Below are 15,287 nucleotides of genomic sequence, written 5' to 3'. Positions count from 1 at the left end.
TTCAAATTGTTAAAATTTCACTTAAAAATTAGCTAACTTGCACTCTCAATTCTTTCAAAAAAATGCAAAATTCTTATACAGTTATCAACGCTTCTGCGGGCTCAGGGAAAACTTATGCCTTGGTTCAGAGACTTTTGATGATCTGTCTTCGTTATCCTAATCAACAACACGCCATCAGAAATATCTTGGCTTTAACTTTTACCAATAAGGCTGCCAATGAAATGAAAGAAAGAATTTTATCTTGGTTAAATAATTTCGCAGCAGATACTTTTGCTGAAAATGCAGATTTAAAAAATATTCAAAAAGAATTTGAAAAACAGGGTTTAAGAATAACAATTGACGAATTGCATGTTCGTTCTAAAAAACTGTTAGATTACGTTCTTCACAATTATTCTACATTAAATATTGGTACGATTGACCGTTTCAACGCCCGATTGGTAAGAAGTTTTTCCTATGAATTAGGCTTGGCTAAAAATTTCAATCTTGAAATTGATGCAGAACCTTTTTTGATTGAAGCTGTAGATAAAATGCTTGATCAGATTGGGGAAAACGAGTTTATTTCCAATTCTTTCATGGATTATGTAGATTACAGTCTTGAAAATAATGAAAGAATCAACCTTAATAAAAACCTTTATGACTCGGCAAAAGAGTTTGTAAAAGACATTCATTATGAGCAACTGAAAAACAATAAAAGTTTTGATGATACAAATTATGAAAGTATAAAAAATACGATTCGAAAAGAGATTATTTTCAATAAAAAGCATGCTCTAGAGATTGCTACTCAATCTATCGAATTATTTAAATCAAGAAATATTGAAATTGAAGATTTTGCTCAGGGTAAAAATGGAATCGGAGGATTTTTTACCAAGGTTTTAGATTTTTACAATCAAAAAAGACCTGGATTTCCGTTCCCGACAACACAAGAAGAATCGGTTGTGAATAATTACAGAAAAGGAGCTTCTGCAAAATCTAAAAGTAAAGAATCTGAAATTTTTGAAATCTTAGAGCAATTGTTGGAAAACAGAATGCAATTGATTCTTTTATTCATAGAAACTCAGAAAAAAGAGAAAATTTTATCTGCTCTACTTCCCTTGAAAGTTAATAAAGATATTCAGGATGAATTGAAAAAAATTGAAGATGAAAATGATCTTGTTTTGCTTTCAAAGTTTAATATTTTAATTAACGAAAACCTTAAAAACGAGCCTTCCGCCTTTATTTATGAAAAAGTAGGCTCACAGTTCCAGCATTATTTCTTTGACGAATTTCAGGATACTTCTGAGCTTCAGTGGCAGAATTTTGTTCCGCTAAGAGATCACAGTGTTTCAACAGACAATACATCTTTTACGTTGGTTGGAGATCCAAAGCAAAGTATTTACCGATTCCGTGGTGGAGAAAGTAAATTGATGCTTGATATTATAAATAAAAAGGAGATTTCACCCAAAGAAGCAGAGTTACTTGTTTTAAAAGATAACTGGCGAAGTGCAAAAAATATTGTTCAGTTCAATAATGAATTGTACGAATATCATTCTAGAGATCTTGAAGAAGAACATAAAAATATTTTCGGAACTGATGCCGAACAAAACGCAAAATCAGGACATGAAGGTCGCGTAAAAGTAAATCTTATTGAAAATCTCACCAACGAAGATTTTTACAACGACACTTCCGAAAGGATGAAAACAAATATTCAGGAATGTCTGAATAATGGTTTTAAGTTTTCTGATATTACGATTCTATGTCGTGGAAATTTTGACATTTTTAGTTATTCTCAAAAATTGGGAAATCTAAAAGTCAATTATCGAGGGGAAGAAACGAATATCAAAACTATTTCTGATAAAGGATTGACCTTAGAATTATCCAATACTCTACAGGCTGTTATCGAGTTTTTAAAGTGGGAAACCAATCCGAAAAACAAACCTAATCTGATCATGATGATGTATCATCTGAATACATTAGGAAGAGTAAGTATGCCGGATTTCACCTTGGAAATGAAGGAAATTTTAGATATTGAAACCCATGAGGAAATTTTACAATTTCTTCAACTAAAATATTCTTTACAATTAAAACAAGAGAATTTCCCGAGATTTAATTTATACAACTTTGTAGAATATTACGTTAATGAATTTTCAATTGAGAATAAAGAAACTGATTTTCTTCTGAACTTTTTGGAAATGCTTTTTAATTTTACTCAAAATGCAGGAGCAAGCACCAAAGAATTTTTGAAATATTGGGATGAAGAAGCTTCCACATACACGATTCAGGCTTCGGAAAACATTGATGCGATCCAGATCATGACGATTCACAAATCTAAAGGACTGGAATTCCCTATTGTTTTTATTCCAATGATGAATAAAAATCGTGATAGCGAATTCACCAACTGGTTTGAAACAAGCAGCGATGAAGCTTTGAAATCTGTTAATATCAATCAGTTCAGTAAAAATCTTGAAGTTTACGATCAGGAAATTGAGAAATTCAACAAACAAAATTCTTACAAAAACCTTGTCGACAGGCTTTGTCTGCAATATGTTGCCACTACCCGACCTGTGGAACAATTATTTTTCTATCTTCAAAAAGCGAACAAAACCTCAAACAATTTGGAGCTTCTTGAGTTTCTTCAAACTAAAAACGTCAATGAAAGTGACGAATTTGATCTGTATGAAGTCAAGCCAGAAATGCTGAAAAAGTATTCGAAAGATAAAACGTCTTCTTTCAAAACAAAAAATATTGAGAATCTTAAAAATATCAATGAAAAAAGTAATTCCGTAAAAATTGCGACTCCATCTAAAAATTACCAAGTTCGAAATGAGAAAGTGAGAATCGGTCTTTTCGTTCACGAATTATTATCAAAAATCAATACCAAAAAGGATATTGCAAAAGTTCTTAAAAGTTATCTTTTGGAAGGACAAATTACCTTAGAAGAAAAAAATGATATTCAAGAAACGTTGCAAGAGATCGTCCATACTCATTCTGAATTTTTTGATGAAAAATGGGAAGTGATCAATGAACAAGATATCATGATCTCAGAAAATGGAGAAAGCCGAATCTACAGACCCGACCGAATTTTAAAAGGTAGTGAAGGTTATATTATTGTGGATTTCAAGACTGGTGAAGAAACGGCGAAGAATGATCGACAGATTGAACGATATAAGAATGTTTTGGAACATTTGGGAAGAAAGGTTTTAAGAACTCAACTTATTTATTTGTAACATGATTGATTTTCTTAAGAAATATCATGCATACTTTTGGATAATTCTTATTATTGGTCTTATACTTTCAGATCATCATTTTAGGAATAAGTATAAAGAATTATATAAAACAGAGGGATTTTATACTGTTGGAAAAATAAGAGATGTAAAGCCTTACGGAAGAGGTACTGGATATGATTTTGTTTACACTTTTCAAATTAATGATAAAGAATATGAATCTCAATGTGACGTCGGAAATTTAGATTTTAACGACGCAAAAAAATATAAAGAAAACACTTTTCTAGTTGTCTATTTAAAAAGTAATGTTAACGTCAATAGAATATATGTTTCTATTCCTGTTTCAAAAGATTTGAATCAAATTCAATTGAAAAATCTGATTCTTAACAATACAGATTTAAAAAAGAAACTCGACACCATTCCTTATCCTAGCTGGTTTTGGAACAATTATTTTTAATACTTAAAATAGTTTCGGCGGCACCTTTGGTGCCGCCGAAACTATTTTAACCTTTATTTAAAGTTAATCTTAAGCCGTTGCATTTGCAACAAAAACTCTTTGTGATAATTCCTGATCAAAAAGATATAATGCAGATGGATTATCAGACACCATTTTGATCTTCGTTACGTACTGAGAAGCACTTGCCTCCTCTTCTACCTGCTCGTTGATGAACCATTGTAGGAAAGAAGTTGTAGCAAAATCTCCTTCGTCATTCGCATTTTTAACGATGTTGAAAATACTTTTCGTTACTTTTTTCTCGTGTTCTAATGCTTTTTCAAAAATGTCGATTGCATTTGCAAATTCGTGTGGTGGTTTTGCAATTTCTCCGATGATGATTTGTCCTCCAACATCATTTAAATAATCAAACATTTTATCAGCATGCATCAATTCTTCTTTGCTTTGCACTCTGAAATAATTGGCAATTCCATCAAGGTCTTTGCTAGAAAACCAAGCAGACATTGAAAGATAATATTGTGCGGCGTATTGTTCGTGAGCTATTTGTTCGTTAATTAATTGTGCAATTTTATCGCTTACCATAATAATAAATTTTACAGTAAAATTATGGAATAAAACCCCGAAATCAAAAGATTTAATCAAATTTAATACAAAAAGGACGGAAATACATCCGTCCTTAACACATTAAAAAATCAAAATTGAAAACTCTTAATTCACAGCAGGAGCGGCCGTATCCATTGATCTCTTCATTTTTCCACCCTTCATTCCTCTGTCTTTCATTGCTGCTTTTCTTTGCTCCATTTTAGCCTGTCTGTCAGCTTGCCATTTACCGTACTGCTCAGGAGTTAAGATTTTTTTCATATCTGCATCCATTTGCTCTCTCTTGCCTTTCATCTTCTCCATTTTAGCTTGTCTTTCTCCTTTGTTTTTATCAAACTCAGCTTTCATTTCAGCTTTTCTCTTTTCGTGAAGACCTTTTATCTGAGCAACCTGTGATTGATTTAAGTTTAAATCTTTTTGCATTTTATCTAAATGCTCTTGCTCTTTTTGTTGCATTTTCTGCTGCATTTCTGCTCTTCTAGCTTGTTTGTCCTGAGGAGTAGTTTGTTGTGCCATTGCAAAACTTCCCATTCCGATAAATGCTATTGCTAATACTAATTTTTTCATCTTTTTAAATATTTAATTATTAATTAATTGTTATACATCTTTTTGATACTTAATTAAAATAGAAGTTAAAGCTGAATATTCATAAAAAATGTTAAATTTTACTACCAAAATAATAAAACACAAAATAAAAAGGACAGATTATAAAAATCTGCCCTTCACACCACTTAAATATAATATATGAAAATTAATTACTCGTTAATCTGAAACCTCCGGAAGCACTTCTATTCCCTCCTCCATTATTACCTTGTCTTGGAGCAGAACTCTCAGATCTTTGCTGTCTGAAACCTCCGTTGCTTTCTCTTGGTGCAGAACTTTCTCTTCTTGTTTCAGTTCTGAATCCGCCAGAGCTTCTGGTTCCACCGCTATTTCCTGCGTTTCCTCTAAAACCACCGTTATTTTCTCTAGGAGCAGAAGGTTCTGTTCTCACATCATTTCTGAAACCTCCTGTATTTCTGGTTCCGCCAGTGTTTTCAGTTCCTGCTCTAAAGCCTCCGTTATTTCTTGTTCCGTTATTTCCAGAATCACGGAAACCTCCTGAGTTATTATCTCTCTTAATAGACTGATTACGGAATCCTGAGTTATTATTATCTCTTCCAGATCCTCTAAATCCGTTATTTTCTCTTTGGCTCGTTCTTGCAATATTAAAGGAAGGATTATTATTTCCTCTAAATTTGGCTCTGTCTACTCTGTAAATATTAATATTTACGTTTCTATAGCGAGGCATTGGTCTGCAGATGGAAGCATAATGCGTTCTTCTGTAATTTTGAAAATACACAACTGGGCTAGCTCCTCTATAATAATTGTTTTGAAAACTAATAAAAATCTGCGGTCCCATAATTCTTTGTAACGCATAGAATCTATCATAATACCATCTGTCCGGATTGTATCTGTAGTAGTTATCCCATGTTGAAAAGCTTACATACAGATTATTCAATCTTAAGATTTGATCAATTTGCCAACGGTTCAATCTATTTTGATTAAAGAACACATTCCAGTTGACATTTACGATACTGCTTCTGTAATCGTTATAGTTATTCTGGTAATAATCTTGAGGATAATAATCCTGAGGATAGTTGTAGTAATAATCATCAGGGAAATAATTCTGATCATCTTCATTAGAATAATATCCGTCATTACTTCCATAGTTGTTATTTTCATAACCATTATTTCCGTAACCGTTATTGTATCCGTCGTTACCATTACCGTAACCGTTGTTTGGATATTGCTGAGCAAACGACAAAGTCGCCAAACTCAAAGCAAATCCCAAAAATATTTTTTTCATTCTTATTGTCGTTAATTGGTTAATATATAGTAGACTATCTCTAATCTATCTTTTGGATATAAATAAAAAAAAGAAGTTAAATCTTTCGATACAACTTCTTTTAATTTATTATTAACTAATTGATAATCAAATGTTAAATTTACAATCTTCCACTGTCTTTAACCCAATATTTTATTTTTTGGTTAAAATCTGTACTGTTTTTTAAATCTTCTAAATTTAAATGCATTCTGTAACGCCAATAATGCGGAAATATTGCCGGATTATTAATCCTTTCATTGTCCATTTTCGGATTGGTAAGCTCTTTATCCGTTGCAAAAAACTCCTGAATCGGGAAAATAGCCAACATCGCATTCGTGTAAAGATGTTGCTTCATAATGATCTCAGCTAAATGAGCATCCAATTCTTGTGGAGCTTTTCCGTATTGAATTAATTGTTGATTAAAATATTTCTGCGTCAAAGCCGGATCTTCCTTCCACCATTGTCTTAACGTTGAACTGTCATGTGAAGAAGCCGTAATTACATTCAAATAACTCGCATTTTTAGGATTGTAAAATGGAATATTATCCGAAGGCATACGCTGAACTTTCAAGGCTATGATCGCCAATTCATCCATTACAGCAGGTACACAATCGGGAACCATTCCTAAATCTTCACCACAGATCAACATTTCGGTTGCATTTAAGATCATTGGAAGCTTTTCCATTGCCTTTTCACTCCAAAGCTTATCTTGTCTCTTGAAGAAATAATCGTGATATAGATCGTAAATAGATTTCTTTTCCCAATCCGACAAATATTTGTAAGACTCAGTATTATAAACATTAAATCTTGGATGATAAACTGTTTCGCCTTCTCTTTCTTCAGTTAAAAATAAAACATTCGCACAAAGGGCAATTAATTGTTCTTCAACCGAACCTCTTGGATTTTTCTTAAAGAAATCTGATAATTTTCTCTGAGTATCAAATTCTTCTTTGAAAGAATACGTTCCGTTAGAATTATTATTGATAAATTCAAGAGCTTTTCCGTGATCTTCTCCGAAATAATTCCAAAGAATCTGATCATTAATAAACGGCTTACAATACCTGTTAAAATCAAAAGGAATATGCCAAGCCTTAAATTCTTCTTCAGTAACCGGAACTGCAGGATAAAAATACCCTAAAATCCCCTGAGTAGCAGAAATTGGCATTCTCCAAATTCTGAAAAACCCTAAAATATGATCAATTCTCATCGCATCAAAATATTGTTCTAATGCTTTGAATCTGTTTTTCCACCATGTATAATCATCAGCTTTCATCGCTTCCCAATTATAGGTTGGAAATTCCCAGTTTTGACCCAATTCCGTAAACTGATCAGGTGGTGCTCCGGCTTGGAAATCCATCCCGAATAATTCCGGCTCCGTCCAAGCTTCAACAGAATGTCTGTAAATCCCGATCGGCAAATCTCCTTTTACGGAAACCCCTAAACTATGGATATATTCAATCGCCTCTTTTAACTGTTTATGAAGTTGATATTGCACCCAGGCATGAAGCATTGAGACATCATATTCTTTATTTTTTGCTGAAAAGAATGGTGAAATTTTTCCTGCGATGTATTTTTTATGCGTCTTCCAGTCATTGAAATTCGGAGTTTTATATTTATCTCTCAACACACAAAATGCAGAATATGGAATCAGCCAATCTTCATTATCTTTTATAAATTTCTTAAAGTTTCTGTCTTTATAGATTTTCTCTTTTTCTGTATTGAAAACGGCTTTCAAAAATTTCCATTTTCCGGAAATCATTTCTTCGTAATCAATTAATTCTAAATAATTTAATTTTAATTTCTCAGCATTATATTCTTCAACTAAATCTTTAGGCAATTTAAAATCAAGATTCTCCAAAGAAATATATTGAGGGTGTAAAGCATATACAGAAACCGCTGCATAAGGATAAGAATCCGTCCAAGAATAGTTGGCCGTTGTATCATTAATCGGAAGAATCTGGATAATCCCTAAACCTGTCTCCTTTGTCCAGTCTGCCAATTCTTTCATATCAGAGAATTCTCCGACACCGAAACCATTTTCACTTCTCAAAGAGAACACAGGAACCGCAACTCCTGCATCATGATACATTTGATATAGTTTGAATTTAAAATAATGACTTGAAACAACCTGCAAAACATCTTTCTGTTGATTGGCAACCGCAAATCTGTTTTCTCCGGCTTCTACATCAATTACTTTACCTTCATTTTTGTCATAAAGACAATATTTAAATTGGATAAATTCGTTCTCAGGAATTTCAACCGAAGTCTCCCAAATACCGAAATCCGTCTGAGATAAATGAATTACTTTCTCATAGTTCCAATTTCCCAGAGAAGCCGTACTTCCGAACAATACAATCTTCCAATTCGGATTGTACACCGGAGCTTCTAATCTGAATAAATGGGTATGTTTTTTTAAGACCGAAATCTTTTCAGGAACAAACTGATTCAGCTTATTGTAAAGGATTTTATTGTTTAAATAATTTTCGGGGAAATTTTTATTGTTCCATTCATCGAAAATAGAAAATTCTTTATAGTTGTGAGGGAAATTAAGATGATGCAAAACAAATTCTTCTCTAAGAATACTTTCTTTTTCACCTGTAAGCTGATATTTATAAGAGATCGATTTTGAAAAATAGTCTACTTCACATTTCCACAAACCGTTCTCGGTGCAAAACATTTTATGAGTTTTGGGTACAGCTCCTTCTTCATTGATGATCAACTGCAAAGATTCCCCTGGTTTTGCGCTGTAACCTATATTAAAGTATAATTTCATCTATATTTTTTTATAAAAATACATTTTAATCTCGAAAAACAAAACTTATTGAATATCAAATATTCATTAAAAAAGCCTTCTCAGATATTTGAAAAGGCTATAATTTTTAAGAAAGCTAAAAGATTATTCTGTTACAATAATTTTCTTGCTTAATAATATTTTTCCGGACTCATTAGCGATACTCACAATATACGCTCCATTGATGAGATTTTTCAAATAAACCTGTTGATTTAATGAACCATCTTTTATGGATAAATTCTGTTGCATTACATTCTTACCCGAGATATCAAAAATAGTAAGTTTAAGATTTCCTTTTACCGATTTATCATTCACATTTACGTTGATTAATTGCTCATCAACTCTGGTCGGATAGATATCTAAATTTGCCAACGCATTATTTGAAATTGCTTTATCATTAGCGAAATATTTACTCGCCAAATCATAAATATGTAAATTTAAATTTCCGGGAAGTTGTTTTGCCTGTAAATCATTCAAATTCACTTCATATAAAGGTGCTCCTTTTGCACTTGCAATCACAACTTTTCCGTTAGAATTCACCGCAGCTCCGTTTACGGAATAACCTTCGGGAATTCCTGTTATTTTTCCGACAAATTTGGACTTTAATTCTTTAGTTGAAACTTTAAAAACATTTCCTGAAGTTGCAAAAACATAGAAATTATTATCTGCATCGGCAATCATATCACCTCCAAAGCCTGTTTCAATTGTTGTGAAAGAATTTTTCCCGTTTGAAGAATCATCTTTAACAATCCCAAGATCATTTACGATATATTGATTGTTCTTTTTACTGATCTGTAAAAACTGTGTTCCGGAATTATTCATCGCGTAAATATTACCGTCATATCCGGTCGCCATTCTCGTTATGTGAGAATTAATATCACAAGAAGTTACTCTCGCAACACTGTTTTCTACCAAAGTGATTTCTTTTGTTTTAGAATTTAAAACATAGATATTGGATGAAAACATCGGCATATACACCAAATTGTTATTCCTAGAATCGTATGCTAAAGTCGCCATTGTCGTCGCCTGAGAATTGTTATAAGAATTTTTATCCTCAGTTACAGAACCGTTTCTTGTCTGCGAAAATATTTTTGCAGAAGAATCTGCCGTGAAGACAGCTTCTCCGGAAGTTCCGTTTACTGCATCAATGGCGCGAAAGTCATTGAAAACAATACCTGGAGTATCTTTTCCCGTCAATGCAAAAAAATCTTGCTGTGCGTGAGCATTTGCTCCTAATAATACCAAAAATAAAGGGAATAAATGTTTTTTCATAATAAGTTGGATTTAGATTCGTAATGATTTTACTATTACTAAGTTACATAATTTTCAAATTGAATAACAAAAAATCTCTATTAATTGAATAACATTTACAATAATTTAATTTTAATAATGTAATTGTGATAATTTGGAGAATGTTTTAAGCCTAATATCTTTTTATACTTAAATTTTAACCATTAAGATTTTATTTAAGGTGTTAAGGTTATTAAGACAAGAGTTTCTCCTTCGTCGAAATGACAAAAACATGCATAAAAAACTCCCACAAATTTGTGAGAGTTTAAGTATATACTATTTTTTTAAATTTTAATTTAAGACATAAGTTGTTCCGTCTCTTCCGTCTTTTAATTCAATGCCTTCAGCAAGAAGTTTGTCGCGGATTTGATCTGAAAGGTCAAAGTTCTTCGATTTTCTTGCCTGATTTCTCAGTTCGATTAAAACCTGTAACGTTTGATCCAACTTTTCATTGTTATTTTCTTCAACCGCCTGAAGTCCTAAAACATCAAATATTAAAGCATTTAAAGTTGATTTCAAATCCTCTAAATCTTTCGTTGAAATCGTTTCCTTTTCATCATTTAAAGCAAAAATAAATTTCACAGCTTCAAATAAATGAGCAATAAGAACCGGAGAATTGAAATCATCATTTAAAGCATCGTATGCTTTATTTTTCCACTCTTCCAGATTAAAACCAGATTGTTTTTCATCATTCGGAGTGATTGAATTTAAAACTTTTACTGCTTCCATTAATCTGATGAAACCTTTTTCGCTCGCAATCATCGCATCATTAGAAATATCCAAAACACTTCTATAATGAGCCTGTAAGAAACAAAAACGTACAATCGACGGATGGAAAGGTTTTTCAAAGAAATCATTATCTCCCGTAACCAACTGCATCGGTAAAATGTAATTTCCTGTTGACTTACTCATACGTTGCGTGTTCATTGTCAACATATTAGCATGCATCCAGTAATTTACCGGAGCGGTATCATTGCAAGCTTTTCCTTGAGCGATCTCACATTCGTGGTGTGGAAATTTCAAATCCATTCCACCTCCGTGAATATCAAATTTTTCACCTAAATATTTAGTGCTCATCGCAGTACATTCAAGATGCCATCCCGGGAAACCTTCTCCCCAAGGCGAATTCCATCTCATGATGTGTGCAGGTGAAGCTTTTTTCCAAAGGGCAAAATCCTGTGGATTTTTCTTTTCTCCTTGTCCGTCCAAATCACGAGTGTTGGCAAAAAGTTCTTCAATATTACGTTTTGAAAGTTCGCCGTAATTAAGGCCTCTTTTATTGTATTCAAGAACGTCAAAATATACAGATCCGTTGCTTTCGTAAGCGAACCCTTTTTCAATTAATTTCTGAGTTAATTCGATCTGCTCAACAATATGACCTGTTGCTGTCGGTTCAATGTTTGGAGGAAGTAAATTAAACATTTCCAAAACCTTATGAAAATCAACTGTATATTTTTGTACGATTTCCATTGGTTCCAGTTTTTCAAGACGGGTTTGCTTTACAAATCTGTCGTTGTTTACGTCTCCATCGTCTGTAAGGTGCCCTGCATCGGTGATATTTCTTACATATCTTACTTTATATCCCAAATGCGTTAAGCTTCTGTAAATAAAGTCGAAAGAAAGGAAAGTTCTCACATTTCCCAAATGCACATTGCTGTAAACGGTAGGCCCACAGACATACATTCCGACGTTTCCTTCTAAAATTGGGTTAAATATTTCTTTTTCCGCTGTAAGCGAGTTGTATATTTTTAATTGCATTGTGTTGTATTTGATTTAATGATTTTAAAATTTAGTTTAAAGTTTAGATATGCTAAAAGACCGAAATCTTTTAACAGCAACATTCACAGCAACAACAAATAATTGTCATTACGAAAATTTTATCTGAGCTTTTTTTAAATTTTATCATTATTAAATTGCTTTTAAGTGATATTTTAAATGATCAACATAATCCTGAATAATAAATTCCAAAGTGAAATTCTGAGGATTCGTTTTTGTGGTATCGCAAGTTCTTTTCAATGCCTCATCAGGAATATTTTCAACGGTATGAACAATTTGAAAATTCAAAAATTTCCAAAGATTGATCACATCCTGAGTGGGAATATTCTGATAATTCTGAGCTTTTACCCAAAAATCCTGATCATAAACAATATTCTCGTTTTCTTTATATTGAGTGACTACAAATCTTCTGATGTTTGTAATTGCACTATCACAAAGATGACCTAAAATTTCTTTTTTTGACCATTTTTCAGGCGAAATTTTATAACACCAATCTTCTTCATAGATCGTTTCGAATCTAAGAAGTTCTTCTTCAATGATATTTTTAAGAATGTGATAGTTCATTACAATCAAATTTAATCCAATTTAGCATGACTTCCTACGTAATGTAAGAATTCCTGTCTTGTAATAGGATTTGTTTTGAAAATTCCACTTAGTTCTGCCGTTATCGTTGAACTTGCAGTATCTTTAATTCCTCTGCAATTTACACAAAGATGTTTTGCATCGATGATACAGGCAACATTTTTTGTTCCTAAAGCTTCTTTTAAAGCGTTCACGATCTGCATTGTCAATCTTTCCTGAACTTGTGGTCTTTTCGCGTAATAATCTACAATCCTGTTAATTTTTGAAAGTCCAATTACTTCACCGTTTGAAATATAGGCCACATGCGCTCTTCCAATAATTGGTAAAAAGTGGTGTTCACAAAAAGAATATACAGTGATATCTTTTTCCACCAACATCTGACTGTATTTATATTTATTGGAAAACGTGGAAATTCCCGGTTTGTTTTCAGGCAATAATCCTCCAAAAATTTCATTCACATACATTTTAGCAACACGCGTTGGAGAATCTTTCAAGGAATCGTCTGTCATATCCAATCCAAGCGTTTCCATAATCTCACCGAAAAGTTCAGTGATCTTTTCTATTTTTTCCTGTGGCGATTTATCAAAAGCATCTTCCCGTATAGGCGTATGTTCTTTTCCTGTGAAAATATCATCGTCGTTATCAGTAAAATCAACCATTTTTTATTTAATTTGCAACAAAAATACGGATAATATCTGTTCGTATATTTCAATTTAACCCAAAAATATTACCTCATCTCCTCATTCGTATAAAAGTTATGATTATTGCTGAAGAAGTACACCACGAAAATCAGAAAAAGGAATTTCTAGAATTCCCTGTCAGACTTTATCAACATGACAAAAACTACATCAGACCTTTAGATAAAGATATTGAAGCTATTTTTGATCATCAAAAAAATAAATTCTTCAAAAACGGAGAATGTAAAAGATTCATATTTAAAAATAAAGACAATAAAACTGTTGGAAAAATAGCGGTTTTTGTTAATCAATTATACAAACAAAATCAACCTACTGGAGGAATTGGATTCTTTGATTGCATTAATGATCAGGAAACAGCTAATTTTATTTTTGATTATTGTAAAAAATGGCTTCAGGAAAGAGGAATGGAAGCGATGGATGGACCTATAAATTTCGGTGAAAGGGATAAATTCTGGGGATTGCTCATAGATGGATTCATAGAACCTTTATATGGAATGAATTATAATTTTCCTTATTACAAAGAGCTTCTTGAAAATTATGGTTTTCAAATTTATTTCGAACAGCTTTGTTTTTCAAGACCTATTTTCGCGGAAGTTTCGAGAGTCTTTACAGTTATGCATGCAAAACACAGTAAAAATCCTGCAATTTCAGCAAGACCATTGAAAAAAAATAATCTTGAAAAATTTGCTAAAGATTTTACTGAAATTTACAACAAAGCCTGGGCAGCTCACGGAGAAGGAAAGCAGCTTGAAGAAGCAAAGACATTGAAAATGTTTAAAACCATGAAACCAATCATCAATGAACATATTTCATGGTTTGTATATGAAAATGAAAAACCCGTTGCCATGTGGATGAATATTCCGGATTTGAATCAATGGTTTAAATATATGAATGGGAAATTTGGACTTATAGAGAAACTAAAGTTTTTATGGATCAAAAAATTCAAAAAAAATGAAAAAATGGTTGGTCTCGTTTTCGGAGTTGTACCCGAATGGCAAAAAAAAGGTCTTGAAGGTTATATGATTTGGGAAGGTACTCAACATCTAAGAAAACACACTGATTTTAAAGTTACCGAACTGCAATGGATCGGAGATTTTAATCCAAAAATGATTAAGATTGCGGAAAATCTGGATACAGAGGTGACTAGGAAATTGGCGACTTATCGCTATTTGTTTGATCGAGAGAAAGTTTTTGAGAGGCATGCTATTCTTTAATTTTGTTAATATAACAAATCTACTTCATGGGAATTTTTATCAAAATTAAGATTTCATTTTAAATTAAACTTGCTATATTTGAAAAAATTAATTATAATAATTATGAAAAAATTCCTTATTATTCCTACTCTATTATTTTCTTACTTTTCTTTATTTGGGCAAGTTCTTCAAACTGTACAATCAGTAGATACTCACAGTTATTACGAAATACTTTCTCCAAAATCAGGTAAAACATTATCTTATAGTGATATTTCAGGATCTCCATATTATAAAAAAGAATTTACGCCTGCAAAAGTGGCAGATAATTATGAAACTTTAGTTGCCAGATATAACAGTTACTCTGATGAAATTGAATTTCAAAAAGACGAAAAAGTACATGTATTGCCAAAACAAGATGTATTTTCAAAAATTATATTTACAAATACAAAAGAGAAGTTAGCCCTTGTAAATACTGGGGATGATTTATCCGGGTATTTTTTTGAACTATCAAGTGGTAAATATCCTCTTTATAAGAAGGTGAAAACCAGATTTATTGATATGGTAAAATCTTCAAATGGCTATGCAGAAGACAAACCTGCAAAATTTCAAACGCTTGAACCAAAATATTATATAAAAACAGAAAAAGGATTTATAAAAGATCCTAAAAATTTGAAAGAAATAGTTGATCAAATCCCAGAAAAAAAAGAAGCTATTGAAACTTTTGTAAAATCAAATAAAATAAAATTCAATAAAGAAGAAGACCTAATAAAATTAGTCAACTTTTTGAATCAAAACTAAAAAATACCCGTTTTATCCTTTGATAAAACGGGTATTTT

At 32.1% G+C, this 15,287-nt stretch carries 12 protein-coding genes; 4 read left to right on the top strand and 8 right to left on the bottom strand.

The annotated features are described in order from the left end of the window. Window positions 1–62 precede the first annotated feature (62 nt). Both SB689_RS21425 and SB689_RS21420 read left to right on the top strand, forming a co-directional pair. Window positions 63–3,203 carry a UvrD-helicase domain-containing protein gene (locus tag SB689_RS21425; RefSeq protein ID WP_410694120.1) on the top strand — a complete coding sequence of 1,047 codons (3,141 nt, stop codon included), beginning with the start codon at window positions 63–65 and terminating at the stop codon, window positions 3,201–3,203. A gap of 1 nt (window position 3,204) precedes the next feature. Further along, window positions 3,205–3,657 (top strand): hypothetical protein, encoded by a 453-nt coding sequence (locus SB689_RS21420; protein ID WP_410694119.1) that lies wholly within the window; start codon window positions 3,205–3,207, stop codon window positions 3,655–3,657. Window positions 3,658–3,726: 69 nt separating this feature from the next. Here the strand turns inward: SB689_RS21420 and SB689_RS21415 are convergent, their stop codons facing one another. The 8 genes from SB689_RS21415 to folE form a co-directional block, all read right to left on the bottom strand. Beyond that, entirely contained in the window at window positions 3,727–4,236 is a 510-nt protein-coding gene (locus SB689_RS21415; protein ID WP_066759553.1) for a ferritin, read from the bottom strand. Window positions 4,237–4,362: 126 nt separating this feature from the next. Further along, window positions 4,363–4,821, bottom strand: coding sequence for a hypothetical protein (locus SB689_RS21410; protein ID WP_410694118.1), 459 nt, complete (start codon window positions 4,819–4,821; stop codon window positions 4,363–4,365). Between the two features lie 184 nt (window positions 4,822–5,005). After that, window positions 5,006–6,103, bottom strand: a complete 1,098-nt coding sequence (locus SB689_RS21405) for a hypothetical protein (RefSeq protein ID WP_410694117.1) — start codon at window positions 6,101–6,103, stop codon at window positions 5,006–5,008. A 139-nt stretch (window positions 6,104–6,242) separates the two neighbouring features. Then, complete coding sequence (locus SB689_RS21400; RefSeq protein ID WP_410694116.1) at window positions 6,243–8,894, bottom strand: 4-alpha-glucanotransferase; 2,652 nt, start codon at window positions 8,892–8,894, stop codon at window positions 6,243–6,245. Between the two features lie 123 nt (window positions 8,895–9,017). Continuing rightward, complete coding sequence (locus SB689_RS21395) at window positions 9,018–10,184, bottom strand: T9SS type A sorting domain-containing protein (protein ID WP_410694115.1); 1,167 nt, start codon at window positions 10,182–10,184, stop codon at window positions 9,018–9,020. 309 nt (window positions 10,185–10,493) lie between these two features. Continuing rightward, complete coding sequence (cysS, locus tag SB689_RS21390) at window positions 10,494–11,960, bottom strand: cysteine--tRNA ligase (protein WP_410694114.1); 1,467 nt, start codon at window positions 11,958–11,960, stop codon at window positions 10,494–10,496. A 150-nt stretch (window positions 11,961–12,110) separates the two neighbouring features. Further along, a complete protein-coding gene (locus tag SB689_RS21385) occupies window positions 12,111–12,542 on the bottom strand; it encodes a DinB family protein (protein WP_410694113.1) in 432 nt (143 codons plus the stop codon). A gap of 11 nt (window positions 12,543–12,553) precedes the next feature. Next, window positions 12,554–13,219: a GTP cyclohydrolase I FolE gene (folE, locus tag SB689_RS21380; protein WP_066752686.1), complete on the bottom strand. Its 666-nt coding sequence runs from the start codon at window positions 13,217–13,219 to the stop codon at window positions 12,554–12,556. 98 nt (window positions 13,220–13,317) lie between these two features. Here folE and SB689_RS21375 point away from each other — a divergent pair, with 98 nt between their 5' ends. Then, window positions 13,318–14,472, top strand: a complete 1,155-nt coding sequence (locus SB689_RS21375; protein ID WP_410694112.1) for a hypothetical protein — start codon at window positions 13,318–13,320, stop codon at window positions 14,470–14,472. Between the two features lie 78 nt (window positions 14,473–14,550). Beyond that, complete coding sequence (locus SB689_RS21370) at window positions 14,551–15,249, top strand: hypothetical protein (RefSeq protein ID WP_410694111.1); 699 nt, start codon at window positions 14,551–14,553, stop codon at window positions 15,247–15,249. The last annotated feature ends 38 nt before the right edge of the window (window positions 15,250–15,287 follow it).

This window comes from Chryseobacterium sp. SIMBA_038 (genome assembly GCF_046535115.1).
Classification (GTDB): domain Bacteria; phylum Bacteroidota; class Bacteroidia; order Flavobacteriales; family Weeksellaceae; genus Chryseobacterium.
Note: the sequence above shows the minus strand (reverse complement) of the source record. Positions and strands in the feature narration are given on the sequence as shown.

Coding starts and splice junctions, on each gene's coding strand:
- folE (WP_066752686.1), bottom strand. CDS start 13,219: ATGGTTGATTTTACTGATAACGACGATGATATTTTCACAGGAAAAGAA.
- SB689_RS21425 (WP_410694120.1), top strand. CDS start 63: ATGCAAAATTCTTATACAGTTATCAACGCTTCTGCGGGCTCAGGGAAA.
- SB689_RS21410 (WP_410694118.1), bottom strand. CDS start 4,821: ATGAAAAAATTAGTATTAGCAATAGCATTTATCGGAATGGGAAGTTTT.
- SB689_RS21375 (WP_410694112.1), top strand. CDS start 13,318: ATGATTATTGCTGAAGAAGTACACCACGAAAATCAGAAAAAGGAATTT.
- SB689_RS21385 (WP_410694113.1), bottom strand. CDS start 12,542: ATGAACTATCACATTCTTAAAAATATCATTGAAGAAGAACTTCTTAGA.
- SB689_RS21420 (WP_410694119.1), top strand. CDS start 3,205: ATGATTGATTTTCTTAAGAAATATCATGCATACTTTTGGATAATTCTT.
- SB689_RS21400 (WP_410694116.1), bottom strand. CDS start 8,894: ATGAAATTATACTTTAATATAGGTTACAGCGCAAAACCAGGGGAATCT.
- cysS (WP_410694114.1), bottom strand. CDS start 11,960: ATGCAATTAAAAATATACAACTCGCTTACAGCGGAAAAAGAAATATTT.
- SB689_RS21395 (WP_410694115.1), bottom strand. CDS start 10,184: ATGAAAAAACATTTATTCCCTTTATTTTTGGTATTATTAGGAGCAAAT.
- SB689_RS21415 (WP_066759553.1), bottom strand. CDS start 4,236: ATGGTAAGCGATAAAATTGCACAATTAATTAACGAACAAATAGCTCAC.
- SB689_RS21405 (WP_410694117.1), bottom strand. CDS start 6,103: ATGAAAAAAATATTTTTGGGATTTGCTTTGAGTTTGGCGACTTTGTCG.